At 52.7% G+C, this 25,830-nt stretch carries 23 protein-coding genes; 18 read left to right on the top strand and 5 right to left on the bottom strand.

Annotated features, from left to right (window positions below):
- Positions 1–26: 26 nt before the first annotated feature.
- The 3 genes from gph to ompA all read right to left on the bottom strand — a co-directional run bounded on the left by gph (position 27) and on the right by ompA (position 2,174).
- Complete coding sequence (gene gph, locus AC8GE9_RS06595) at positions 27–692, bottom strand: phosphoglycolate phosphatase (RefSeq protein WP_506676368.1); 666 nt, start codon at positions 690–692, stop codon at positions 27–29.
- Positions 693–1,421 carry a bifunctional 2-polyprenyl-6-hydroxyphenol methylase/3-demethylubiquinol 3-O-methyltransferase UbiG gene (gene ubiG / locus AC8GE9_RS06590; protein ID WP_506676367.1) on the bottom strand — a complete coding sequence of 243 codons (729 nt, stop codon included), beginning with the start codon at positions 1,419–1,421 and terminating at the stop codon, positions 693–695. It abuts the gene before it with no gap.
- 189 nt (positions 1,422–1,610) lie between these two features.
- On the bottom strand, positions 1,611–2,174 hold the full coding sequence (ompA, locus tag AC8GE9_RS06585) for an outer membrane protein OmpA (RefSeq protein WP_506676366.1): 564 nt from the start codon (positions 2,172–2,174) through the stop codon (positions 1,611–1,613).
- Positions 2,175–2,793: 619 nt separating this feature from the next.
- Here ompA and gyrA point away from each other — a divergent pair.
- From gyrA to cysM, 15 genes are all read left to right on the top strand, one after another.
- Positions 2,794–5,457, top strand: a complete 2,664-nt coding sequence (gene gyrA, locus AC8GE9_RS06580) for a DNA gyrase subunit A (RefSeq protein WP_506676365.1) — start codon at positions 2,794–2,796, stop codon at positions 5,455–5,457.
- 1 nt (position 5,458) lies between these two features.
- On the top strand, positions 5,459–6,589 hold the full coding sequence (serC, locus tag AC8GE9_RS06575; protein ID WP_506676364.1) for a 3-phosphoserine/phosphohydroxythreonine transaminase: 1,131 nt from the start codon (positions 5,459–5,461) through the stop codon (positions 6,587–6,589).
- Positions 6,582–7,667 (top strand): prephenate dehydratase, encoded by a 1,086-nt coding sequence (pheA, locus tag AC8GE9_RS06570; protein WP_506676363.1) that lies wholly within the window; start codon positions 6,582–6,584, stop codon positions 7,665–7,667. The genes serC and pheA overlap by 8 nt, the downstream gene beginning before the upstream one ends.
- 89 nt (positions 7,668–7,756) lie before the next feature.
- Entirely contained in the window at positions 7,757–8,887 is a 1,131-nt protein-coding gene (hisC, locus tag AC8GE9_RS06565; protein ID WP_506676361.1) for a histidinol-phosphate transaminase, read from the top strand.
- Positions 8,884–9,759, top strand: coding sequence for a prephenate dehydrogenase (locus AC8GE9_RS06560; RefSeq protein WP_506676360.1), 876 nt, complete (start codon positions 8,884–8,886; stop codon positions 9,757–9,759). The genes hisC and AC8GE9_RS06560 overlap by 4 nt, the downstream gene beginning before the upstream one ends.
- A complete protein-coding gene (aroA, locus tag AC8GE9_RS06555; protein WP_506676359.1) occupies positions 9,756–11,072 on the top strand; it encodes a 3-phosphoshikimate 1-carboxyvinyltransferase in 1,317 nt (438 codons plus the stop codon). Before AC8GE9_RS06560 ends, aroA begins: the two co-directional genes overlap by 4 nt.
- A complete protein-coding gene (gene cmk, locus AC8GE9_RS06550; protein ID WP_506676358.1) occupies positions 11,069–11,728 on the top strand; it encodes a (d)CMP kinase in 660 nt (219 codons plus the stop codon). Before aroA ends, cmk begins: the two co-directional genes overlap by 4 nt.
- Before the next feature lie 59 nt (positions 11,729–11,787).
- Positions 11,788–13,500, top strand: coding sequence for a 30S ribosomal protein S1 (gene rpsA / locus AC8GE9_RS06545; protein WP_506676357.1), 1,713 nt, complete (start codon positions 11,788–11,790; stop codon positions 13,498–13,500).
- A gap of 5 nt (positions 13,501–13,505) precedes the next feature.
- Positions 13,506–13,814, top strand: a complete 309-nt coding sequence (locus AC8GE9_RS06540; protein WP_506676356.1) for an integration host factor subunit beta — start codon at positions 13,506–13,508, stop codon at positions 13,812–13,814.
- A gap of 86 nt (positions 13,815–13,900) precedes the next feature.
- On the top strand, positions 13,901–14,218 hold the full coding sequence (locus AC8GE9_RS06535) for a LapA family protein (RefSeq protein WP_506676355.1): 318 nt from the start codon (positions 13,901–13,903) through the stop codon (positions 14,216–14,218).
- Positions 14,219–14,271: 53 nt separating this feature from the next.
- Complete coding sequence (gene lapB, locus AC8GE9_RS06530; RefSeq protein WP_506676354.1) at positions 14,272–15,495, top strand: lipopolysaccharide assembly protein LapB; 1,224 nt, start codon at positions 14,272–14,274, stop codon at positions 15,493–15,495.
- A complete protein-coding gene (gene rfaE1 / locus AC8GE9_RS06525) occupies positions 15,492–16,421 on the top strand; it encodes a D-glycero-beta-D-manno-heptose-7-phosphate kinase (RefSeq protein WP_506676353.1) in 930 nt (309 codons plus the stop codon). Before lapB ends, rfaE1 begins: the two co-directional genes overlap by 4 nt.
- Entirely contained in the window at positions 16,418–17,410 is a 993-nt protein-coding gene (rfaD, locus tag AC8GE9_RS06520) for an ADP-glyceromanno-heptose 6-epimerase (RefSeq protein WP_506676352.1), read from the top strand. Before rfaE1 ends, rfaD begins: the two co-directional genes overlap by 4 nt.
- A gap of 159 nt (positions 17,411–17,569) precedes the next feature.
- A complete protein-coding gene (locus AC8GE9_RS06515) occupies positions 17,570–18,061 on the top strand; it encodes a ComEA family DNA-binding protein (protein WP_506676351.1) in 492 nt (163 codons plus the stop codon).
- A 57-nt stretch (positions 18,062–18,118) separates the two neighbouring features.
- Positions 18,119–19,033, top strand: a complete 915-nt coding sequence (gene cysM / locus AC8GE9_RS06510) for a cysteine synthase CysM (protein ID WP_506676350.1) — start codon at positions 18,119–18,121, stop codon at positions 19,031–19,033.
- A 33-nt stretch (positions 19,034–19,066) separates the two neighbouring features.
- Here the strand turns inward: cysM and mltB are convergent, their stop codons facing one another.
- Positions 19,067–20,212, bottom strand: a complete 1,146-nt coding sequence (gene mltB / locus AC8GE9_RS06505) for a lytic murein transglycosylase B (protein WP_506676349.1) — start codon at positions 20,210–20,212, stop codon at positions 19,067–19,069.
- A gap of 192 nt (positions 20,213–20,404) precedes the next feature.
- Here mltB and AC8GE9_RS06500 point away from each other — a divergent pair, with 192 nt between their 5' ends.
- The 3 genes from AC8GE9_RS06500 (at position 20,405) to AC8GE9_RS06490 (ending at position 24,057) form a co-directional block, all read left to right on the top strand.
- Positions 20,405–21,154 carry an electron transfer flavoprotein subunit beta/FixA family protein gene (locus AC8GE9_RS06500; RefSeq protein WP_506676348.1) on the top strand — a complete coding sequence of 250 codons (750 nt, stop codon included), beginning with the start codon at positions 20,405–20,407 and terminating at the stop codon, positions 21,152–21,154.
- Between the two features lie 2 nt (positions 21,155–21,156).
- The gene (locus AC8GE9_RS06495; RefSeq protein WP_506676347.1) at positions 21,157–22,083 is read left to right on the top strand and encodes an electron transfer flavoprotein subunit alpha/FixB family protein; all 927 of its coding nucleotides are present in this window, start codon (positions 21,157–21,159) and stop codon (positions 22,081–22,083) included.
- Positions 22,084–22,215: 132 nt separating this feature from the next.
- Positions 22,216–24,057: an acyl-CoA dehydrogenase family protein gene (locus tag AC8GE9_RS06490; RefSeq protein WP_506676346.1), complete on the top strand. Its 1,842-nt coding sequence runs from the start codon at positions 22,216–22,218 to the stop codon at positions 24,055–24,057.
- A 10-nt stretch (positions 24,058–24,067) separates the two neighbouring features.
- On the opposite strand, the gene AC8GE9_RS06485 is transcribed toward AC8GE9_RS06490, so the two are convergent.
- Positions 24,068–25,699 (bottom strand): thiamine pyrophosphate-dependent enzyme, encoded by a 1,632-nt coding sequence (locus AC8GE9_RS06485; protein WP_506676345.1) that lies wholly within the window; start codon positions 25,697–25,699, stop codon positions 24,068–24,070.
- Positions 25,700–25,830: the final 131 nt, after the last annotated feature.

Below are 25,830 nucleotides of genomic sequence, written 5' to 3'. Positions count from 1 at the left end.
GAGTTCAACTATCGGTCAAGTATCAGTCAACTCATCAAAAGCGACTTGATCGCCGGCCACATTTCTCTGGCAGAGTGCACGCAATGGTCTGCTTGCCATGTTTCGACCGGATGATCAGGGCCACAATATCCATAGCTTGCAGCAATAGAGGCCATACCTGCCGCACGCGCCGCTTGAATGTCTCGAATATCATCACCTACATAGATGCAACGATCTGTTCCAAAGCCCGCTTGTTGTGCTGCATGTAGCAAGGGCAGGGGATGAGGTTTTAAGTGCGCCGTCGTATCACCACAAACCAGTACGGCGCAGTCTTTATCCAGTCCCAGCGCGACGACCAAAGGCTGTGCAAGATAAGTAGCTTTATTGGTCACAATGCCCCAAGTCAAACCTTTGCGCGAGATATCCTCGAGCAACTCAGGAACGCCATCAAACAAACAGGTATCGACATGCATCGCGGCTTCGTAGTCTTTTAAAAACTGCACGCGATGCTGTTCGTAATCGGGGTGTTCGGGCGTGATGTTCAACGCACAACGCAAGAGGCCACGCGCACCAGCCGAGGAATAGGGCCTCAAGACATCGATGGGCAAAGGCTCGAGCCCTGCGCGAAGTCGTTGCTTGTTGGCAGCAGCGGCCAAGTCAGGCGCAGTGTCGGCAAGCGTGCCATCAAAATCAAACAATACGAGTGCAGTCATTTACAGGTCGCCTTTGCGTGTAGCCATAAGATAGTTGACGCTCGTGTCTTGATTGAGCGAATAATGTTCGGTCAGGGGGTTGTAGCCCATGCCGATGACTTGATGGGTGGTGAGCAGAGCGGCGCGAGCGGCTTGCGCGAGTTCACTGGGACGAACGAAGCTGCGCCAGCTATGTGTGCCGCGGGGCAACAGACGTAAAACATACTCGGCACCCACTATCGCAAATAAAAACGATTTTGGATTGCGATTAATCGTTGAGAAAAATACCCAGCCGCCTGGTTTGACCAAGGTCGAGCAGGCGCGCACGATTGAGCCAGGGTCAGGAACATGCTCAAGCATTTCCATGCAGGTCACGACATCGAATTGACCAGGCTGTTCGAGCGCCATATCTTCGGCACTGATGCTGCGGTAGGTCACTGGGACACCGGACTCTAGTCCATGCAGGCGCGCAACCTTAAGTGATTTATCCGCCAAGTCAATGCCGGTCACTGCGGCGCCACTGAATGCCATACTTTCAGCCAAGATACCACCGCCACAGCCTACGTCCAGCACTTTTTTGCCCTGAAGGCCGCCTGTCAACCCTTTGATCCAGTCAAGGCGCAGCGGATTGATGGCATGAAGAGGTTTGAACTCACTATTCGGATCCCACCAGCGCGAGGCGAGGGCACTGAATTTGTCGAGTTCGGCTTGATCAACGTTACTAGAGCCCTTGGGCATGTCAGCATTCATGGCAATTCTTTTTAAAAGTCTGGCGTAGATGCCAAGATACGTTTAGAAAACAACAAAGCAATACCAAGTCACAGTAACAAACTTTAGCCAATAACCGAATGGAACCCACAAAAGAAAAAAGACCTCGCGAACGAGGTCTTTTAATCTAACTATGACTGCCGAAACAGTCTAGCTAGTCAGCGTCAAGAATTACTTCTTGCTGCCGATGATTTCAACATCTACGCGACGGTTCTGCGCACGACCAGCTGCTGTACGGTTGTCAGCGACGGGATTAGCCTTGCCTTTACCGGATGCAGTGATGCGATTAGCTGGAACGCCTTTTGAAACCAAGTATGCCTTCACAGCATCAGCACGGCGAACCGAGAGAGTTTGGTTGTAGGCATCAGGACCGATCCAGTCAGTGTGACCGACGGCGATGATGGTTTCGAGGTTGATTTGAGATTGGCGAGCAGCAACTTGGTCAAGAATCTTCTGACCTTCTGGTTTGACGATTGCTTTGTCAAAGTCGAACAAAGCTTCTGCTTTGATCGAAATCTTGTCAGCTGTAGGCTGGCCAGATTTTTTGACGCACTCGGCTGCAGCCGTAGCTGGGGTCCAGAAGTTGTCCTGCCAGCAGAGTTCATTGGAACCGTTCTTCCAAATGAGCTCACCTGAGCCGTTCTTCCAATTGTCTACCGTTTGCGCGGAAGCGACGCCTGTTGCTGTGAAAGCAGCAAAGGCGAGTGCCAGAGCGAATTTGGAGGGTTTGTTCATGTTTCTCCTCGTTGAGCTTGAAGCTGGATAAGTGACTCGCAGCGAACCCCCGCCGCAAATAAAAAAATACATCAGGAAACGGGTCCAGTATAGCAACACAGTAAGTACTATTTTATAAATACCCGCTGGGTTTCCTGAGTGCTGATCGAATCTTAAGGCATTTAGTGGTGTTTAGTCACTCTTCTCATGCTCTAAGTGTGTCGATATGCGTATTTATACCCTTAACAGGACTTTCTTGTTGGTTTTTGGCAACAAAAAATTACGTTTGGACGCAATTTCGCAAGATTTTCATGTCGAAAATCTGCAGTTTTGAATGGGTAGGACAAAGCCTCCCCGAAAGAAGATGAACATTCTGACCGTGTGATTTCAGAAAAGTTCAGAGAATTTTGATTTTTTTATTTCTGAAGCAAGTATTTAAGGCGAGTATCCGATCCGGGCAGGGTAAAAACCGATCCAGCCAGGACAAAAGCCTGAAATTCTGACTATATATAAAGGTCAACCCAAGCTACGACGCCTAGGCGAGTGCCGGTGTAGAATCCTAGGCTAGCCTTACATAGTTACTTTTTACCATTTCGACCCCGTCTCGGGTTTTCAACCGCTGTCATTTGTTGCGAACTTTATGGATTCCTTTGCCAAGGAAACTCTTCCGATATCACTCGAAGAAGAAATGCGCCGCAGTTATCTCGATTACGCAATGAGCGTGATCGTGGGGCGCGCCCTCCCGGATGTCCGGGATGGTCTCAAGCCGGTGCACCGTCGCGTGTTGTTTGCGATGCACGAACTCAATAACGACTGGAACCGCGCTTATAAAAAATCTGCGCGTATTGTTGGTGATGTGATCGGTAAATATCACCCGCATGGTGACCAAGCTGTTTACGACACGATCGTGCGCATGGCGCAGAATTTTTCACTGCGCTATATGTTGGTAGATGGCCAGGGTAACTTTGGCTCCGTTGATGGCGACAGCGCCGCAGCGATGCGATATACCGAAATTCGTTTGGCGAAAATCGCCCACGAGCTTTTAGCGGACATCGATCAGGAAACGGTCGACTTCGGGCCCAACTACGACGGCAGTGAGCACGAGCCGTTGCTGTTGCCCTCGCGATTGCCTAACTTGCTCGTCAACGGTAGCTCCGGTATTGCAGTTGGCATGGCGACCAATATCCCGCCACATAATTTGGCAGAGGTCATTGATGGTTGCTTGTATTGCTTGCGCAATCCAGAGTGCACCATTGATGAGCTGATCGAGCTCATCCCTGCGCCAGACTTTCCTACAGGCGGCATCATTTACGGCATCGTTGGCGTACGTGAAGGCTATCGTACAGGTCGCGGCCGTGTGATTATGCGCGCTAAGACGCACTTCGAAGACATTGGTAACAATCGTCAGTCGATTGTGGTGGATGCCTTGCCTTATCAAGTCAATAAAAAGACTTTGCAAGAGCGCATCGCTGAGCTCGTGAACGAAAAGAAAGTCGAAGGCATTTCTGATATTCGCGATGAGTCTGACAAAGACGGTATGCGTCTTGTCATCGAACTCAAGCGCGGTGAGGTACCCGAGGTCATTCTCAATAATCTCTACAAGCACACCCAGCTCCAGGATACCTTTGGTATGAACCTGGTTGCCTTGGTTGACGGTCAGCCGCGTTTGCTCAATCTCAAACAGATGGTGGAGTATTTCCTCTCACACCGTCGCGAGGTGGTGACGCGTCGCACTGTATTTCAGTTGCGCAAAGCACGCGAGCGCGGTCACGTGCTTGAGGGCTTGGCGGTTGCGTTGGCCAATATCGATGATTTCATCGCCATCATCAAGGCCGCTCCAACGCCGCCTGTGGCGCGTCAGGACTTGATGGACAAGTCTTGGGACTCTTCTTTAGTGCGCGAGATGCTGTCGCGTGCGGATACGGAAGCTGTGGGAGGGCGTGCGGCCTATCGCCCCGACAACTTACCTGACGTCTTTGGCTTGCAAGCCGATGGTCTGTATCGCTTGAGCGAAACGCAGGCCCAAGAAATCCTAAACATGCGCTTGCAGCGTTTGACAGGACTTGAGCAGGACAAGATCGTCAGCGAGTACAAGTCCGTGATGGACACGATTCTTGATCTGTTGGATATTTTGGCAAAGCCCGAGCGCATCACGGTCATCATTAGTGACGAGCTTCAGGCGATCAAGACTGAGTTCTCCATCAATGCCAAGGATGCGCGACGTTCGGATATTGAGTTAAATGCCACTGAGCTTGATACCGAGGATTTGATTACACCGGCCGATATGGTGGTGACCTTGTCCAACGGTGGTTATATCAAGAGCCAGCCTCTTTCTGAATACCGCGCTCAAAAACGTGGTGGTCGTGGCAAACAAGCGACAGCCACTAAAGAGAACGATTGGATTGATCAGCTCTTTATCGCGAATACGCATGATTATTTATTGTGCTTCTCTGATCGGGGTCGAGTGTATTGGCTCAAGGTTTGGGAAGTTCCACAAGGCACGCGTATTTCGCGCGGCAAGCCAATCGTCAATATGTTCCCGCTGATCGATGGCGAAAAAATTACAGTGGTTCTGCCGATTAAAGCATTCAGCGAAGATCAAACGGTCTTTATGGCAACCTCGCGCGGTACGGTGAAAAAGACGCCCTTGTCTGATTTCTCCAACCCGCGCAAGGCAGGCATCATCGCTGTCGATCTCGACGAGGGTGACTTCTTGATCGGTGCCGAGCTGACTGCTGGAAAACATGATGTGATGTTGTTTTCCGACTCAGGCAAGGCGGTGCGCTTTGACGAAAATGATGTGCGTCCGATGGGCCGTAACGCCCGCGGTGTGCGCGGCATGATGCTCGAGGAAGGCCAGCAGGTGATCGCCATGCTGGTGTCGGGCGACGAGACACAAACAGTGTTGACCGCAACGCAAAATGGCTTTGGCAAGCGCACCCCGATTACAGAGTACACACGTCACGGTCGCGGTACCAAGGGCATGATCGCGATCCAGACTTCGGCGCGTAACGGTAAAGTTGTGGGCGCGGTGCTGGCCAACGCAACAGATGAAATCATGCTGATTACAACGGGTGGCGTGTTGGTGCGTACCCGTGTGTCTGAGATTCGTGAAATGGGTCGTGCAACCCAGGGTGTCACATTAATTAGCGTGGATGACGGCAGTGAGTTGTCTGGTGTGCGTAGAGTCGTAGAAAGCGATGTGGATGATGAGGCTGATGTGGATCAAACCGCGGCAGCTGATCACTCTGCTCAGCCAGATGCTTCAGCAGGCACCACAGATGAGGCCGGATCGGAGTCTTAATATGGCGCGTCCCTGGAACTTTTCTGCAGGGCCGTCCGCAATGCCTGAGTCGGTACTCAAGCAAGCAGCGGCGGAAATGCTGGACTGGCATGGCTCGGGCATGTCCGTGATGGAAATGAGTCATCGCGGTCAACAATTCGTGGAAATCTGCACTCAAGCTGAGTCAGATTTGCGCGACTTGCTCGATATCTCTCAGGATTACGCTGTGCTGTTCATGCAGGGTGGCGCGACTGCTGAAAATGCCATTATCCCGCTTAACTTACTTGGTCGAGTTCAGCAGCCTAAGGCTGATTATGTGATCAGTGGTATTTGGGCAAAAAAGGCCTACCAAGAATGTCAGCGCTACGGCGACGCCCAGATTGCGGCGACCAATGCGGTCGAGACGATGTTGATGGGTCACAAGCAGGCGCCAGGGACTTGGTTGCCTGAGCCTCGCTCTTGGCAGGTACGTTCGAATGCTGCATATTTGCATTTGTGTAGCAATGAAACGATTGGTGGCGTTGAAACCATGGATTGGCCCATCATGGCCGAGCTTGGTGCGCCAGATGTGCCATTGGTCGTGGATGCGTCCTCGCACTTTTTATCTCGCCCAATGCCAGTCTCCACCACGGGGATGATTTTTGCAGGTGCTCAAAAAAATGCTGGTCCTGCGGGGTTGACGATTGTGATTGTGCGGCGAGATTTGATCGGCCATGCCTTGCCCATTTGTCCCACAGCTTTTGATTATGCGAATGTTGAACGTGAAAAATCGATGTTCAACACGCCGCCCACCTATGCGATTTATATTGCCGGTTTGGTCTTCAAATGGCTCAAGGAGCAAGGTGGACTCGCTGCGATGGAGCAGCAAAACATCGCCAAGGCATCGCTTTTGTATGATTATTTTGATCAAAGCGCTTTTTATACCGTGCCCGTCCATTCTTCGGTGCGCTCACGCATGAATGCGCCTTTTTTCTTGCCGGACGTCAAGCTCGAGTCTGCTTTCCTAGCTGGCGCACAAACGCGTGGTTTGATGCAGTTAAAAGGTCACAAGAGCGTGGGCGGTATGCGCGCTTCCATTTATAACGCCATGCCGCTACAAGGCGTCGTGGCACTCATTGACTATCTCAAGGACTTCGAGCGCTCTCATGGATGAGTCATTGCAAGCCCAGCTATTACCGCTACGGCAGCGAATCGATCAGATTGATGCCGAGATTCTTGATCTGCTGAACAAGCGCGCAAAAACAGCGCAGGAAGTCGGTGAGGTTAAACATGCGCATCATGCGCAAGGACCTGTGCTCAGGCCCGAGCGAGAGGCGCAAGTCATTCGTCAACTGCAAGCACTCAATCGTGGGCCTTTTCCCACTGAGGCTGTCTCTTCGGTTTGGACGGAGATTATCTCTGCTTGCCGTGGCCTAGAACAATCACTCACCGTTGCTTTTTTAGGGCCTGCGGGGTCTTTTTCTGAGCAGGCCGCCCTTGAGCATTTTGGTCGCTCTGTGACGAGTTTGGCTTGTCCCTCTTTCGATGAGGTGTTCAGGGCTGTCGAGGCGGGTGCCGCGCAGGTGGGCATGGTGCCCGTGGAAAATTCGACTGAGGGCGCAGTCAACCGCACGCTTGATTTGCTGTTGGGTTCCTCTTTGCGGATTTTGGGCGAACGCTCATTGTTGATACGCCATTGCCTCTTGACCAAATCGGGCAACATGCATGGCATCACCAAGATCCTTGCCCATCCTCAAGCGTTGGCGCAGTGCCAAAACTGGCTCAACCGAGAGTATCCCGGTATTGTCCGAGAGCCTGTCTCGAGTAACTCCGAGGCCGCCCGACTTGCTTCACTTGATCCGTCCGTTGCGGCGATTGCCAGTGATGTGGCTGCGCAGACTTGGGGCCTCGAGGTCATTGCTCTCGGGATTCAAGATGACTCTCAAAACAAAACGCGTTTTTTGGCGATTGGTAAACTAGATATTCTTCCTAGTGGACGCGATAAAACAAGCTTGATTCTAGCCGTGCCGAATCGCGCTGGCGCTGTGTATCAAATGTTGTCCCCCTTGTCCGAAAATGGCGTTTCAATGACGCGTTTCGAGTCTCGGCCTGCACGCAAGGGGCAATGGGAATATTATTTTTATGTCGACATCGAAGGCCATTGCGACGATGTGCGTGTCAAAAAGGCATTGACTACGCTCGAAACGCAGTGTGCATTTTTCAAGTTGCTGGGTTCTTATCCGTCGCAGTAGATCCTGTGGTGATCGAGTGAGCGTTCAAGTGTTGAGCCTGCATCCCGATCGCTGAGTTTTCCCCAATTAGCTTTGTTGGTGTCCTTATCATGTCCGCTCAAGACTCTGTATTGATTCCGCCGCCGCACATCGCAGCGATCGCTCCTTATCAAGCTGGCAAGCCCATCGAAGAGCTTGCTCGCGAGTTTGGGCTTGATCCGGCCGGCATTGTGAAGCTTGCTTCAAATGAAAATCCACTTGGAATGCCCGAGTCCGCTCGGCGCGCGATTACCGAGGCCGTAGCCGGTTTGGGCCGGTATCCTGATCCTGCGGGTTTTGATCTGAAAAAAGCGCTTTCCGAGCGCTATGGCGTGCCGCAAAACTGGTTGACCTTGGGCAATGGCTCGAACGATATCCTGGAGTTGGTCGCCTCTGCGTTACTCGAACCGGGGAGTTCGGTTGTTTATTCACAGTTTGCGTTTGTGGTCTATCGCTTGGCCACACAGGCGCGTGGTGCAGAACACGTGGTCGTGCCTGCACAAGATCACGGGCATGATTTGCCGGCCATGTTGCGCGCGATCAAAGACAACACAAGATTAGTGTTCATTGCCAACCCGAACAATCCAACAGGGACGTATTTGTCCAACGAGGCGATTGAGTCATTTCTTGCCGCAGTCGCTCATCGTCATGGTGCTCGTGTCACCGTTGTGCTTGATGAGGCCTATAACGAGTTTCTCGAGCCCGAATTGCGTGTCGATAGTATTGGTTTGGTTAAACGGTATCCCAATTTATTAGTGTCCAGAAGTTTCTCCAAAGCCTATGGTTTGGCAGGTTTGCGTGTTGGTTTCGGTGTGGCCCAGCCCGTATTGACTGATTTGCTCAATAGAGTGCGACAGCCGTTTAACGTGAACTCACTTGCGCAAGCTGCCGCGATTGCCGCGCTCGGAGACACCGCATTCTTGAAAGAAAGTTTCGAGGTGAACCGTACTGGCAAGGCGCAGTTGCAAAGCGCGTTTGAAAAGCTTGGTTTGACCTATATCCCAAGTTATTCAAATTTTGTTTTAGTCAAGGTCGGAGATGCAGCGCAGGTCAATCTCGAATTGCTCAAACGTGGCGTGATCGTTCGTCCTGTCAAAGGTGATGGCTTGCCAGACTGGCTCAGAGTCTCGATTGGTTTGTCGCACGAAAATCAAAAGTTCATTGATGCGTTGACGGCGATTATGAAGCAGTGGGGCGCATGAGTACCTTCAAGATCAATACCATTGCCGTGATCGGCGTAGGCCTGATCGGAGGCTCATTTGCCGCGGCGCTTAAGCAAGCCGGAGCAGTCGGAACGGTATTAGGAGCCGGTCGTCGTCCGGAAACCTTGCAAGAGGCCGCTAAACTTGGGCTGATCGACGAGATCGTGAGTTTCAAGCAAGCTGCAGAGCGCGCAGATTTGATTTTTGTGGCGGCACCCGTGGGTGCTTTTGAAGCCATTTTTAAAGAGCTCGCGCCTTGGTTGAGTTCCAAAACAATTATTACCGATGGTGGAAGTACCAAGCAAAATGTGATCGATGCTGCGCGCGCTGGGTTGCAGTCACGCATTGCGCAGTTTGTTCCCGGTCATCCCATGGCAGGTTCGCATGAAAAAGGTCCTCAGGCAGCCGATGCGCGGCTTTATGTGGGACGACGTGTCATGTTGACCCCCTTGGTTGAAAATCACCCTCAGGATGTCGAGACTGTTCGGTCGGCTTGGTTGGCGTGTGGTGCCAATGTGGTGTCGATTGATCCCTCGCAGCACGATGGCGTGGTGGCCGCGATCAGTCATCTGCCGCATTGGGTCGCAGCCTTGTTTATGGAGTACATCACCCACAGTGATGATGCTGCACTGAAATTACAAACCGCGGGCTCTGGTTTCAAAGACTTTACGCGCGTCGCACAAGGCTCCCCTGAAATGTGGCGTGATATTTTTATTGCTAATCGATCGGCCATGCTCGCGGAGTTGCAGGCGCTCAAAGCTGTTTTCGAGCGCGCTGAACATGCTCTGCGTGGCAATGATGCTGTTTGGCTCGAGCAGATGCTCGACCATGCGTCTAAAGCACGTCGTGACTGGCAGGATCTTGGGTCATGAGCCGTTTGGCGTTTTTGGATCTTCCTCCTGCTAAGCGCGCACAAGGTGTCGTGACGCTGCCTGGGTCGAAAAGCATTTCAAATCGTGTGTTGCTTTTGTCTGCGCTGGCTCAAGGGACGACTCGGATTGAGGGTCTGTTGGAGTCGGACGACACTGCAGTGATGTTGACGGCGCTCCAGCAGCTCGGCGTACAGGTTGACATACATTCTGCGGAGTCGGTCAGCGTGACAGGCGTGTCGCGGTTTCCGGTCATGCAGGCCTCGCTATTTATGGGAAATGCTGGGACGGCGATCCGTCCTTTGACCGCTGCGCTCGCAGTGATGGGGGGGCTGTACACCCTTTCGGGCGTGCCGCGCATGCATGAGCGTCCGATCGGTGACTTAGTTGAGGGTCTGCGTGAGATGGGCGCACGGATCAGTTATTTGGATCAGCAAGGTTATCCTCCTATCGAAATCTCCGCTCCTGCGCATCTGAATGACCGTGTGCGCGTTCAGGGTTCGGTGTCCAGTCAGTTTTTGACGGCCGTGTTGATGGCTGCGCCGCTTGCCGTGGCGCGCTCCGGACGTGCGCTCACGGTCGAAGTCATTGGCGAGCTGATTTCAAAGCCTTATATTGAAATCACCCTCAACTTGATGGCGCGCTTTGGGGTAAAAGTTGAACGCCATGGTTGGCAGCAATTTGTCATACACGCCGATGCGGTATATCGCTCACCAGGCACGATCTTTGTCGAGGGAGATGCTTCATCGGCCTCCTATTTTCTGGCGTTGGGGGCGATAGGTGGCGGTCCGGTCAAAGTCATGGGCGTTGGCGCCCAAAGCATCCAGGGCGACGTCGCTTTTGCGGATGTGATAGAAGCGATGGGGGCGCATGTTCGTCGGGAGGAGGCTTCGATCGAGGTCACAGGACTCAATGTCGCTGCTGGCCAAAAGTTGAAGGCTTTTGATACGGATTTCAATTTGATTCCGGATGCCGCCATGACGGCGGCAGCGCTTGCTCTTTTTGCAGATGGCCCCTGTACCTTGCGCAATATTGCAAGCTGGCGTGTCAAGGAAACAGATCGCATTCATGCGATGGAAACCGAACTACGCAAGTTGGGTGCCCGCGTAGAGAGTGGTCCCGACTGGTTGCGTGTTTATCCCGTTTTGCCTGGTCTCTGGCAAGACGCAGCGATCGATACCTACGATGATCATCGCGTGGCGATGTGTTTTTCTCTTGCAAGCTTTGGACAGTCCAAGGTGCGCATCATGGATCCAGGTTGTGTGAGCAAAACATTTCCGACTTATTTTGATGTGTTGAGTGGGTTGTTGAAATGAAAAACGCGGTCCCTGTCATCACGATCGATGGCCCAACGGCCTCGGGCAAGGGCACGGTGGCCCATCGCGTTGCACAAGCTTTGGGCTGGGGCGTTCTCGACAGCGGTGCCTTGTATCGCTTGACGGCATTGTCTGTGCTTCAGAGTGGCGGGGACTCGGCCGATCCTCTGGCTGTGGCTCGCATTGCTGAGTCGCTTGAGGTGGTGTTTCACGCCAATGGCATTCTTTTAGAGGGGCGAGAGGTTTCTGCGCTGATCCGCCAAGAAGAAGTGGGCAATTTAGCGTCTCGTTTGGCGCCAAATCCTGCCCTCAGGGCAGCTTTGCTCGAGCGTCAGAGGGCGTTTAGGCGTCCTCCTGGCTTAGTCGCGGATGGCCGGGACATGGGAACCATCGTTTTTCAGGATGCGGACTTAAAGATTTTTTTAGTTGCCGATGTGCGTGCGCGCGCCCAGAGGAGATGTAAGCAATTGATCGAAAAGGGGATTTCTGCTAACCTAGAAGACCTGCTTACCGATATGCGTGAGCGAGATGCTCGTGATATCGAACGTGCGGTCGCTCCTTTATTACCTGCGCAGGACGCACATGTTGTTGACTCGTCAACGTTGACGATTGAACAAACTGTGCAAAGCATCCTTGACCTTTGGTCAAGGGTTTAACTCACTCCACCCCCAAAGGGTGTGCTACCGGCCCCAAAGGCCATCTGGATCTTCCTTAAATGTCAACTCAACAAACCTCAACCCAAGCCGGCGAAAGTTTTGCCGCGCTGTTTGCAGCAAGTATCGAAAAACAGGATATGAAGTCCGGCGAAGTCATTTCCGCCGAAGTCGTCCGTATTGATCACAACTTTGTCGTGGTCAACGCTGGTCTGAAATCAGAAGCACTCATTCCTCTCGAAGAATTCCTCAATGATCAGGGCGAGCTCGAAGTCAAACCGGGCGACTTCGTGTCGGTCGCGATTGATTCGCTCGAAAACGGCTACGGCGATACCGTACTGTCCCGTGATCGCGCTAAGCGCCTGTCGGCCTGGTTGTCGCTCGAGCATTCGCTTGACAAAAATGAGTTGGTCACAGGTACCATCACAGGTAAAGTCAAAGGCGGCTTGACCGTCATGACTGCCGGCATCCGTGCCTTCTTGCCAGGTTCGTTGGTTGATTTGCGTCCAGTCAAGGACACAACGCCATTCGAAGGCAAGACCATGGAATTCAAGGTCATCAAGCTTGATCGCAAGCGTAACAACGTTGTGTTGTCACGCCGTGCCGTGCTTGAAGCCAGCATGGGCGAAGAGCGTCAGAAACTCCTCGAAAATCTCCAGGAAGGTTCGATTGTCAAAGGCGTCGTCAAAAACATCACCGACTACGGCGCGTTCGTGGACCTCGGCGGTATCGATGGTCTGTTGCACATCACCGACATGGCATGGCGCCGTGTGCGTCACCCTTCCGAGGTGTTGACCGTCGGTCAGGAAGTCGAAGCAAAAGTCCTCAAGTTCGATCAGGAAAAGAGCCGTGTTTCACTCGGCGTCAAACAGCTTGGCGAAGATCCATGGGTGGGTCTGGCACGTCGTTACCCACAGCACACACGTCTGTTCGGCAAGGTTACTAACCTCACTGATTATGGTTCATTCGTTGAAGTCGAAGCGGGTATCGAAGGTCTGGTTCACGTGTCCGAAATGGACTGGACAAACAAAAACGTCGATCCACGCAAGGTTGTGACGCTAGGCGAAGAAGTCGAAGTCATGGTTCTTGAGATCGACGAAGAGCGTCGCCGGATCTCCTTGGGTATGAAGCAGTGCCGTCAAAACCCATGGGAAGAGTTTGCTTCTAACTTCAAGCGTGGCGACAAGGTTCGCGGTGCGATCAAGTCCATCACTGACTTCGGCGTGTTCGTTGGTTTGCCAGGTGGCATTGATGGTTTGGTTCACTTGTCTGATTTGTCATGGACAGAGACAGGCGAAGAAGCTGTTCGCAACTTCAAGAAGGGCGACGAGCTTGATGCGATCGTGTTGGGTATCGACACAGACAAGGAGCGTATCTCCTTGGGTGTTAAACAACTCGAAGGCGATCCGTTCAACAACTTCGTGGGTACGTACGACAAAGGCGCTGTTGTGCCTGGCACAGTCAAAGCCGTTGAGCCCAAGGGCGCAACCGTGACGTTGTCTCATGAGGTTGAGGGCTTCCTTCGCGCCTCCGAGATCGCAACGGGCCGTGTCGAAGACGCAACAACAGCCTTAAAAGTTGGCGACAATATCGAGGCGATGATCATCAACGTTGATCGCAAAACACGTTCGATCCAGTTGTCGATCAAGGCGCGTGATACTGCTGAAACGGCTGACACGATGCAGCGTATGACTGAATCGAGTGCTTCTTCGGGCACAACGAACTTGGGCGCTTTGCTCAAGGCCAAGCTCGATCAAGCTCGCGACACTGAATAAACCCAGTGACTAAGTCAGAACTCATCGCTGCACTGGCGGCCCGCTATTCACAGCTGGCCGCACGTGACACGGATTACGCTGTCAAAACGGTTCTTGATGCGATGACCCAGGCCTTGGCCGAAGGTCAACGTATCGAGATCCGCGGTTTTGGAAGCTTTTCTTTGTCTGAACGTGCACCAAGAGTCGGGCGCAATCCCAAATCCGGCGAACAAGTGTTGGTGCCTGGCAAACAGGTTCCTCATTTCAAGGCGGGCAAGGAGTTGCGTGAGCGTGTGGATTTAAACGAAGACCAGGTTGGAGCTGTGGCCGACTAGTACGAAAAACCGCCTGAAGGCGGTTTTTTTATGTTTGAACCACTTCGCGCGCTTACAATCACCTTTTGCACATTGGAGGATCAGCCATGCGCTACTTAGTCTGGGCCTTGCGCCTGATCGTTTTTCTTGCAGTGCTGTTATTTGCGCTCAAAAATACGAATCCTGTATCTGTGGTGTTTTTCGATGGTTTATCGCTACCAAATGTTCCCTTGATCGTGGTCATGCTGTCCACGTTTGTATTGGGGACGATCTTTGGTCTGTTATTAACGATACCCCCTGCGTTTAGGCGTCGTCGGGAGCTTGCGCGGCTTCGCAAAGAAGTGGAAAAGTTGCAAGCGGCTGCCAACCCTCAAGGGCAGTCGGGCATATCGCCTGATGCCTTAATTCCTTTATCACCTTTATAAATGGCTAGCGCCCGAATGGCGGCGTGTCGTGTTGATCTCTTTGGAATGTAGACGTGGATTTTGAAGCTTGGTGGCTGATTTTTTTGCCGTTACTGTTTGCTTTAGGGTGGATGGCGGCTCGCTTTGATATTAAGCAGATGCTGTCCGAGACACGTAATCTGCCTGATTCTTATTTTCGTGGTCTAAATTTTCTCTTAAACGAGGAGCCGGATCGCGCGATTGATGCTTTTGTCGAGGTTGCTAAGCTAGATCCAGAAACGACTGAGTTGCATTTTGCGCTAGGGAGTCTTTTTAGACGACGGGGCGAGATGGAGCGTGCAATTCGAGTGCATCAAAGCTTGCTCTTTAGAGAGGACTTGCCTATTGTTCAGCGTGATCATGCGCAACATGAGTTGGCTCAGGATTACTTGAAAGCAGGTATGCTAGATCGGGCCGAAGAAGCATTTAGTATTCTTAAAGACACCAGTTTTGCCTTGCCGGCCATGCGCGCCTTGGTCCGCATCTATGAGTCAGAGCATGATTGGCCTCGCGCGATTGAGGCGGTGCAAAAATTGCGAAAGCTTGTCAATGAACCTGTGCCGCAGATCGTGCACTACCACTGCGAACAAGCTCAAGCTTTTTTAGCTCAGAAACCCCCGAATATTGAACAGGCACGCCTTTCATTAGGTTTGGCCCAGGATGCGTTAGGCTCGGCTGAGTTCACGGAGGGAACACCTGCTTTTGTTCGTGTCGCGATGCTCAATGGCAGTATCGCAGCCTCAATGCAAGATTTTGCTCTTGAGCAACGCTATCTTGAGTCTGTGCTCAATCAGGCGCCAGAGTTCGCAGGCTTGGTGGCTTCAGATCTTTTCAATAACTACAGTGCCCAAGATTTAGCTGTGACGGGCTTGGCACGTTTGCAAGCGCACTATCAACAACATCCTTCATTGGATTTGTTTAATGTCGTGTTCCGCGGTTTGCGCGCCCAGCAAGGTGTTGAGCAGGCTTGGACCTTTGCCAGACAGTCTCTGCAGTCACACCCTTCCTTGCTAGGTCTTGATCGCTTGCTTGAGGCTGAACTTGCTCAGAAGCCTGCGGCGGATCAGACGCACGTTGAGAGTCCAATTCCCGGCGCAGATCTTAGTTTGTTACGTCGTTTGATTACCCGACATACCCAACGTCTGGATCGTTATGTGTGTAGTCAATGCGGGTTTCAAGCACGTCGCTATTATTGGCAATGCCCAGGTTGTAATGCGTGGGAAACGTATAAACCACGCCGATTGGAAGAGTTGGAATGAATCCATTTCCTAAAGAAGCTATTGCGCACGCTCGGGTCCTCGTTGTGGGGGACGTCATGCTGGACCGTTATTGGTTTGGTGAGGTTGAGCGTATTTCACCAGAGGCCCCTGTGCCAGTCGTGCGAGTGGTCAAGCGCGAAGATCGGCTCGGTGGTGCTGCGAACGTCGCACGCAATATCGTGGCGCTCGGGGCCAAGGCAACGCTTGTTGGGTTGGTTGGGCAAGACGAAGCTGCTCAATGCATACATGAGCTTTTAACCGAGGCAGGTATCGAGGCGCATTTGATTGCAGACTCGGCGCATCCGACTACACTCAAGATGCGTGTGCTGGGCAAGCAGCAGCAATTGCTCCGGATTGACTTTGAGGACAAGCCTACACCTTCGCTGCTAAAGTCACTGAGTGATCAAGTCGAAAAAATTTTAGCAATGCATGATGTGGTTGTTCTTTCTGACTATGCCAAGGGCGCGCTCGCGCAGGTTGAGTTGTTGATTGAGCTTGCTCGAAAAAAAGGTTTACCTATTTTGGTTGATCCAAAAGGAACGGAGTATCAGCGTTATCGTGGGGCGACGCTGGTCACTCCGAATCGCAGTGAGATGCAGCAAGCCGTTGGTGCGTGGAGCTCCGAGCAGACGCTTAATGAGCGCGCTCAGGCATTGCGTCAAGAGCTGAGTCTTGAAGCCTTGCTCGTGACACGCTCAGAGCAAGGCATGACCCTTTTTACAGAGCAGGGCCGCGAACACGTCGACGCTCAGGCCCACGAAGTGTTCGATGTTTCAGGTGCGGGCGACACCGTTTTGGCAACCTTGGCAGTGATGCGCGCAGCGGGCGTGGATTGGCCTAATGCGATGCTGTGGGCCAATCGGGCTGGTGGAATCGTGGTGGGTAAACTTGGTACCTCTATTGTCACAGCAGGAGAACTTTCATGATCATCGTCACAGGCGCGGCGGGTTTCATCGGCAGCAATATTGTGCGCGGTTTAAATCGCAAAGGTATGACGAATATCTTGGCGGTGGATGATCTGACGGACGGCGACAAGTTTGTGAACCTGGTGGGTGGAAATATTGCCGACTATATGCATAAGGATGAGTTTCGCCTTAGGGTGGTAGAGGGACGTTTGCCGGATATTCGTGCCATTTTTCATCAGGGCGCATGCTCCGATACGACCGAGCGTGATGGTCGTTTCATGATGGACAATAATTACCGGGTGACTCTCGAGCTGTTTGAATATTGTCAGGCGCACAAAGTGCCGTTTATCTATGCCTCCTCTGCGGCCGTATATGGTGCGGGCCCGGTTTATGTTGAAAGTCTGGAAAACGAACGCCCGCTCAATGTCTACGGGTACTCCAAGTTTCTTTTTGATCAGGTCGTTCGTGCGCGTTTTGAAACGCTCACCGCACAAGTTGTTGGCTTACGCTATTTCAATGTGTATGGACCGCAAGAGCAGCACAAGGGGCGAATGGCCTCAGTCGCTTTTCACAATATGAATCAATTCCTCACCGAGGGATATGTGCGTTTGTTTGGCGGTTGGGATGGTTATGACGATGGCGGACAAATGCGCGACTTTATCTCGGTTCATGATGTGGTAGATGTCAATCTGCATTTCCTCGATCATCCTGAAACCTCTGGCATTTTTAACTGTGGAACAGGTCGCGCTCAACCTTTTAATGATGTCGCTGCGGCCGTCGTCAATGCCATGCGTCATATCCAGGGCAAGACGGATTTGCCCCTCGACGATTTGGTCAAGCAGGGATTGTTGCGCTATGACAATTTTCCGGACGATCTAAAAGGGCGCTACCAGAGCTATACCCAAGCCGATGTGTCGGCGCTGCGACGCGCGGGCTTTGCCGCTCCGATGCGCGATGTGGAAACAGGCGTTTCCGAATATGTCCAGCAACTCCACGCCGCTCAAACGTAAGTCTTTTTATTGCGTTCGCATGTAGGTTACGTGAAGTACGCATGGATGACGGCTTGTTTTGAGTGACCACTGATTCGGTTTGACATTCAAGATAGCGATCTGCGAACAGACCCATTCCGGGCCTGTTTGACCGATCCGCACTCTTGGAGCAAACTTTTCATGAATCCTTTTATCAAAGACCCCGTGGCGCAACCCCTTGGTGCTCAAGCCACGGAACGTTGGCGTACACCTGCCAAAAGATCCAGAGCTACAAAGGTTTCACGGCGTGCGGGTATGGCGATGATCGCCGCGGGCCTTGTTGCCGTGTCGCCGAGTCAGGCGCTGGATGTGAATACTGCGTCTGTCAGTCAACTGGAGAGTTTGCGGGGTATTGGTCCTCGTACTGCAAAAATGATTGTTCATGAGCGCAGTCGCGCAGGCGCTTTTGAATCGATGGAGGATCTTTCTGATCGCGTAAGAGGTTTGGGTGAGCGGCGCGTCAGTGCTCTGCGCCAAGCGGGTCTTGAAGTCAAGTCATCCAAGGCGGGATTGCCACTCACCGTTGAGAGTGCGGCCCCAAGCAAGGCAAAATCAAGCGGCACTCGTCCATCGAACAGAACGAGTCCTGACTTAATCGCCAAGCCGGAAATTATCTCGCCTTCATCTTTTTAGTGCATCGAGTGTGACTTTTAGGGTGGTTTTGCATACTTTTTAGTATGATCAGTCCCTATGAAAACTTATTCTACGGTTGAAAATACGGTTGGCAACACTGCCCTGGTCCAGTTGCAGAGATTGCCGGGCGCCATTGCGCATGAGCGCGGCAATATCGTTCTTGGCAAGCTAGAGGGCAATAATCCCGCTGGCTCTGTCAAGGACCGTCCGGCTTTATCGATGATCTTAGGGGCCGAGGCGCGCGGTGAAATCAAACCTGGCGATACCCTGATCGAGGCGACCAGCGGTAACACCGGGATTGCCTTGGCCATGACGGCTGCCATGCGCGGGTACAAGATGATTTTAATCATGCCGGACAATTTGTCTGTCGAGCGTCGTGCCTCGATGGCTGCGTACGGCGCCAAATTGATTTTGACGCCTGCGGCGCAAGGCGGGATGGAGCATGCTCGGGACCTTGCCGCAAGGATGCAAGCGCAGGGTGAGGGTAAGGTACTCGACCAGTTTTCAAATCCTGACAATCCACTGGCTCATTTCAACACAACAGGACCTGAGTTGTGGGAGCAAACAGCGGGCCGTATCACCCATTTTGTCAGCGCGATGGGGACAACGGGCACGATCATGGGTGTTTCGCGCTATTTAAAAAGCCGTAATCCTGCGATCACGATTGTTGGGGCTCAACCCGCGGAGGGTTCGCAGATCGCGGGTATCCGCAAATGGCCCGAGGCCTATTTGCCTTCGATTTATGATCCATCGCTGGTGGATCAGTTTGAGCAAATTGAACAAAAGGATGCAGAAAATATGGCCCGCAGACTCGCTGCTGAAGAAGGCATTTGTGCGGGCGTGTCCGCAGCGGGCGCCTTGATTGCCGCGTTGCGTGTTGCGCAGACGGCTCGCAATGCCACAATCGCTTTCATTGTGTGCGATCGCGGCGATCGTTATTTATCGACAGGCTTATTTGACGAACAGGTTTAATCGCCCTAGGCCCTAGGCCCCAGGGCTGAGGGCTTAGCGTTTTTCCAGGGCTTGCGCTAAGTCAGCAACCGAGGCGGCATAAAAATAGCTGCGGTTGTATTGAGTAATCGCAAAAAAGTTTGGGGTTGCCGTGCGTAATTCCACTCGACCAGCAGCCTCCTCGGGCAAGTCAATCACGCCCAGAGGTGCACGTGCCCAAGCGGTTTCTTTTGCTCCTGCTATAAGCGTTGCGCCTGCAGCCCTCAGCTGAGGCCAATCCAAGTTGGCCTTAAGTCCACCATCAACGAGTTTGTCGGCAGAGGCGGGTAACGTGACGGGTGCAAAGACTGGCAGACCTCTTTGCCAGCCATGTTCGACTAAAAAGTTTGCCACTGACATGATGGCATCCGACATGTTATTCGAGAGATCGATGCTGTTGGAACCTGTCGCACTCACCGCAAACCGTTTAATGCTGCCCGGCATAAATTGTGGGATGCCAATGGCCCCGGCATAAGAACCCTTGATATTGCGCGCATCGAGTTTCCCAGCCAAATCAAGCTCGATCAGGTCGGCGAATTGTCCACGGAACATGGCGGCGCGGTCAGGACGCTTTGGATCAGGATAATCAAAGCCTAACGATGCCAAGGCATCTAAAACGCGAAAACTGCCCTGGCTTTTGCCATACAGGGTCTCGACGCCAATAATGGCGGCAATGATGTTTTGTGGGACGCCATAGCGCTTTGCGGCCCGATCAAGTTCGCTTGCATATTGCTGCATGAATGCGCGACCTTGATTGATACGAATGGGTTCGACAAAGCGTCCTCGGTAGGTCGCCCAACTGCGCGGCACGCGAGGCTGTCCTGCCTCGGGTGGCGTGACGATACGGACCACCGTGGGGTTGTAGCGGACTTCGTCGATGAGTCCTAGCACCTTCGCTTCGGGGAGCTGTCTAGAAGCAGCGAGTTCGACACCGAACTGCTGCAAGGCCTGGCGACGCGAGGCGGGAGTATGGCCTCCAACTGGAGTGGGTTGAGTTTGGCCTGGTTTGACGGTGTCCGACGGTTGAGTTTTATCCTGATTTGCCGCAGCGCCCTCTGCGCGTTCCCCTGCACCTGCTTTGGGCGAAACTGCGGTCCCTGAACAGGCACTTAGTAAAGCGGTCAGACAGCTAATGAACAGAATGCGGCGAGGCACAGACATAAACTTTCCTTATGGGGTAGAGTCGTTATGATAACCAGACATCCCTTTTTTATGTATTTCGTGTTTCTTTCAAAATGCCATAGGCATCGTTTCACAATCGCATAGGGGGCGATGGGGGCTCGGCCCCCTATATCCGGTAAAATCTTGGGTATGTGTACTTTAATTGCTTGATTTATCTTTGGAGATCGTTGGATGAAGGTGCTTGTGCCTGTAAAGCGTGTCGTTGACTACAACGTCAAAGTACGCGTCAAATCGGATCAGTCGGGTGTCGATATCGCAAATGTCAAGATGTCGATGAATCCTTTTGATGAAATCGCCGTCGAAGAAGCTACGCGTCTAAAAGAAAAAGGTGTGGCGACTGAAATCATCGCCGTGTCCTGCGGTGTTGCACAGTGTCAGGAAACACTTCGCACAGCGATGGCAATTGGCGCGGATCGTGGCATTCTTGTACAGACCGATGTCGAGCTTCAGCCTCTCGCTGTCGCCAAGCTTCTCAAGGTTCTGGTTGAAAAAGAACAGCCTCAACTCGTGATTCTTGGTAAACAGGCGATCGATGACGATGCCAACCAGACAGGTCAAATGTTAGCGGCCTTGCTTGGCTGGTCACAGGCGACTTTCGCCAGCAAGGTCGAGCTCGGTGAGGGTTTCGCGCGGGTCACTCGCGAAGTCGACGGCGGTCTAGAAACCTTGGAGCTCAAATTGCCCGCGATCGTGACGACGGATTTGCGCTTGAACGAGCCTCGCTATGTGACTTTGCCCAACATTATGAAGGCCAAGAAAAAGCAGCTTGATACGGTGACGCCACAGGATTTAGGTGTCGATGTCACGCCTCGCCTCAAGACGCTCAAGGTAACAGAGCCTTCAGCGCGCTCCGCAGGCGTCAAGGTCCCCGATGTCGCTGCACTCGTCGATAAACTCAAGAACGAAGCCAAGGTGGTTTGATCATGTCTATTCTTGTCATTGCTGAACACGATAATGTCCAATTGAAAGCCGCGACCCATAATGTCGTGGCCGCTGCTTCCAAAATTGGTGGCGACATTCATGTCCTCGTCGCTGGTGTAAACGCCGCGGCTGTCGCACAGCACGCCGCCAAGATTGCTGGCGTTTCTAAAGTGTTGTTGGCGGAGTCCCCTGCATTGGCCGATGGACTGGCAGAAAACGTCGCCGAGCAAGTCTTGGCGTTAGCGCCTGGCTACACGCATATTTTGTTTGCTGCAACAGCATCTGGCAAAAACGTGTCTCCCCGCGTGGCGGCCCGTCTTGATGTGGCGCAGATTTCTGAAATTCAATCTGTCCTATCAGCTGATACGTTCGAACGCGCGATCTATGCGGGTAATGCCGTGGCGACTGTTCAGTCGGCTGATCCAGTCAAAGTGATGACAGTTCGCACGACCGGTTTTGACGCAGCGCCTGAGGGCGGGAGTGCAGCAGTCGAATCAGTGACTCCGGTAGCGTCTGCGGGGCTTTCTACTTTCGTTGGGCGCGAAGTCGCGAAAAGCGATCGTCCAGAGCTCGCGGGTGCCAAGGTTGTCGTGTCAGGTGGTCGTGGCATGGGCAGCGCTGAAAACTTCAAGATCCTCGATCCGCTGGCCGATAAGCTTGGTGCCGCGCTGGGTGCCTCGCGGGCCGCTGTCGACGCGGGTTATGCACCTAACGATTGGCAGGTCGGTCAGACTGGCAAAATCGTGGCGCCTCAACTGTATGTGGCGATTGGTATTTCCGGCGCGATCCAACACTTGGCAGGGATGAAGGATTCCAAGGTCATCGTGGCGGTTAACAAAGACGCTGAAGCGCCAATTTTTGGTGTAGCGGATTACGGTTTAGTGGCAGACTTGTTCACTGCGGTTCCCGAACTCGTGACGACCTTGTAATGTTGCTGGGCGATTGATCGCCCAGGCGACAGAACCGCCCCCCACGCGTTGGATTTTTTATCCAATGACTGGGGGTTTTTTGTGTCTGGTTTGGTTTTTCTTGTGTTTTTCTTTTGCTTTTTTAGGTGATTTATGGCGTTTAGCGCTCCTGTCGATGATTTCAAATTTGTCTTCAACTATCTTGCGGATATGCCTGGTCTGTTGAGTTTGCCCGCTTTTTCAGGGGTTGAGATGGATTTGTTAAACGCCGTGCTCGAGGAAAATGCAAAGTTCACAGCTGAAGTGGTCGCCCCGACCAACAGGATCAGTGATCAGCAACCTCCTGTCTGCCAAGCGGGTCATGTGCATATGCCTGAACCTATTCATTTAGCATTTAAAAGTTTTGTCGAAGGTGGCTGGCAGGGTCTTCGTCATCCGGAGCAGTGGGGGGGTCAAGGGCTACCGAAGCTGCTTGCGACCGCGACAACTGAAAATTTGTATGCCGCGAACGTTGCTTTTTCTTTATGTTCGATGTTGACCGATGGTGTGATTGAGGCCTTGCTGCTAACGGGTTCAGAGGCTCAGAAAAAGACCTATATCGAGCCCTTGGTGAGTGGCAAGTGGACCGGGACAATGAACTTGACCGAGTCTCAGTCCGGGTCGGATTTGTCGCTTGTCTCGACTAAAGCGGTCGCTCAGGCAGATGGGTCCTATCGCTTGTTTGGTCAGAAAATCTACATCACCTTCGGTGAACATGATCTCGCTGAAAATATCGTTCACCTTGTTTTAGCGCGCACCGCGGATGCACCTGCTGGTGTAAAAGGTTTGTCATTGTTTGTCGTGCCAAAATTTTTAGTGAATTCCGACAGCTCACTCGGTGCGCGCAACGATGTCTGGTGTGCCTCGCTTGAACACAAGCTCGGTATCCATGGCAGCCCGACTGCAGTGTTGTTGTTTGGTGATAACAAGGGCGAGGTTGGGCAAGGCGCGATCGGCACTCTGGTGGGAGAAGAGAATCGTGGTCTCGAATACATGTTCATTATGATGAACGCTGCGCGCTTTGCCGTGGGCGTTCAAGGTATTGGGGTGAGTGAGGCTGCGACTCAACAGGCTACGGCTTACGCGCGTGATCGTATCCAGAGTCGCGCCGTTGAAGGCTCTGCGGGTCCTGTGCCGATTATTCAGCACCCTGATGTGCAGCGTATGCTGATGACGATGCGTGCGTTGACTGAGGGCGCGCGCGCGATCGCTTGCGTAGCTGCGGCTGCTGACGATCTCAGTATCGAGCATTCGGATGCCGAGGTGCGACGCGAGTATCAGGCGCTTTATGACTATCTCGTGCCAGTTGTCAAAGGCTTTTCAACCGAATGCTCTCTTGAGGTGTCTTCTCTGGGCGTGCAAGTGCATGGCGGCATGGGCTTTATCGAAGAAACCGGTGCCGCGCAGTTTTATCGCGACGCGCGTATTTTGACGATTTATGAAGGGACGACAGCGATACAGGCGAATGATCTGATTGGTCGCAAGACGCTTCGTGATGGGGGTGCCGCCGCGCAACGTCTGAGCCAGCAGATGAAACAAACCGTGGCGGCTGTCCGCGATCTTGCCGTTCGCGTTGATGTGAGCGAGCGCGCAGGCATGCTATTGATTGCGGACAATCTCTCGCGTGCGGTCACGCATTATGATTCGGTGATTGTTTTCGTGCTCGCCCAGACCAAAAAGCATATTCGCGCTGTCTATGCAGGGAGCGTGCCTTATTTGATGCTCACGGGATATGTCTTGAGTGGCTGGTTGATGGCGCGTGCGGCACTTGTCTGCGCTGAGCCTGATACAGAAAATGGAGATACAGGACTTTCACCCGCTTTCATGAAAAATAAAGTTGCGACAGCAGTTTTTTATGCGGGTGCCATCTTGCCTCGCACGCAAGCGCTTGCGGATGCAATTCATCAAGGTGTCGTGTTGACGCAAGCCGTCGATCACTCTACCTTGATGCTTTAAGGCCTTAGACTCAAGGCAAAATTGCATCGAGGCTTGTGTTGACCTCGATGAGAAGGGGTTCGCGCGATAACAGCGCAGCCTTGATCACTGCATCGATCTCGGACTTCTTTTCTAGGCGCGTCGCTTTCATGCCAAAGCTAGTCGCGAGCGTGTAAAAGTCGGGGTTAAATAATGAGGTGCCGCTCACGCGCCCAGGATAGCCGCGCTCTTGATGCAAACGTATCGAACCATAGCTGCTGTTGTTTGAGACGATGAAAATGATGGGAAGCTTACGCTCCACCGCGAGAATCATTTCGTTGCCTGTCATGAGAAAACCACCATCTCCGACCATGCAGACGGTCGTGCGCGTGGGGTCGCGCAAGGCGCAGGCGAGCGCAGCGGGCGTGCCGTAACCCATCGCTCCTGCCAAGGGCGCCATCAAGCGTTGACCAGACTTGAAGTTGAAGTGTCGATAAACGGGTGCTGCAAAAGTCCCCGCATCTAGACAAACTGTCGTGTCCCGAGTCGCATTGTCGGCGACCGCCCGCACAATATCCGTAAAGTTGACGCCTTGTTTGGCTTCGCGATTGGGCCATGCCGCATAGGGTAGTGCGTGTTGACGCAGTGTCTTGAGCCACTCCTGTCGAGCGGTGCCAGGCTGGGTCGCGTTGGCTTGCGTGAGCGCGTGCACCAGTGCGACTGGATCACAGACAAGCGGATAGTCGGCCACCGTGTCCCAATTGACAATGCGTGAATCCGGATAGCAGTGCAACAGTGTTTGGGGTGCTTGAGCGTAGCGCGGGAACTGGAAGTTTTGAGTCGTGATGTCTCCTAGACGGGTGCCAAGCGCTAGGATGAAGTCACTTTCTTGTAGTGTGACCATTTGGGCTGACGGATTGGACAAGCCGAGGTCACCGACGAAAAAAGGATCGTCATTGGCAAAGATGTCGTGACGGCGAAAGGACACCAGCGTAGGCAGTTGCCAATGGTGAACAAAGGCGCTGAGCGCTTCGCGTCCGCCAGGGCAATCAAACATCCCACCAGCAATCACAACGGGTCTTTGGGCATCCGCTAGGCGTTTGCCAATCTCATCCATGATGGATTGTTCGGGGAGTCCAAAAATCTGCGCATGGTTTTTGAAACTTGGCTTGGCGACGGTCTGTTGTTGAATATCCTCTGGGATGACCAACACGACAGGTCCGGGAACACCTGAGGTCGCCATCCGGATCGCTTTGAAAGCCGTCTCACCGAGTTGCTCGGGGGTCTGGCATTCGAACACCCATTTGGCGATTGAGCCGTACATTTTTTGATAATCAATTTCTTGGAAGGCTTCGCGGCGCAAATCCCGAGCGGCGATTTGTCCCACAATCAGGATCATGGGGACTGCGTCTTGCTGAGCGGTATGCACTGCAATTGCCGCGTTGGAGGCGCCTGGTCCACGACTTACCAGTGCGACACCAGGCCGCCCCGTCAAGCGGCCGTCGGCAACCGCCATATAGCCTGCGCCACCCTCATGTCTGCATGTCACGACATCTATTTGTGGGAAGTCGATGACGGCATCGAGCAAGCCGAGATAGCTTTCTCCGGGTACAAGAAAAATACGATCCAGGCCGTTGTCGGCAAAAACTTGAAACAGTGCGTGGCTAGAGGTAAATGAGTTCATGTGTGATGTTACTAAGCAAATTTTATGATTTTTAGAAAGTATTTATTCTTATTGACGTAAGGTAAAAGAAATTAGCATAAAGCGTGGTGTTGTAAAAAGACAAAATTGCAAAATACTGTTCTTGCAAACAG

Source organism: Zwartia lucis (assembly GCF_965234455.1).
GTDB classification, from domain to species: domain Bacteria; phylum Pseudomonadota; class Gammaproteobacteria; order Burkholderiales; family Burkholderiaceae_B; genus Zwartia; species Zwartia lucis.
The sequence above is the reverse complement of the archived record's forward strand: the minus strand, read 5'-3'. Positions and strand labels throughout refer to the sequence as shown.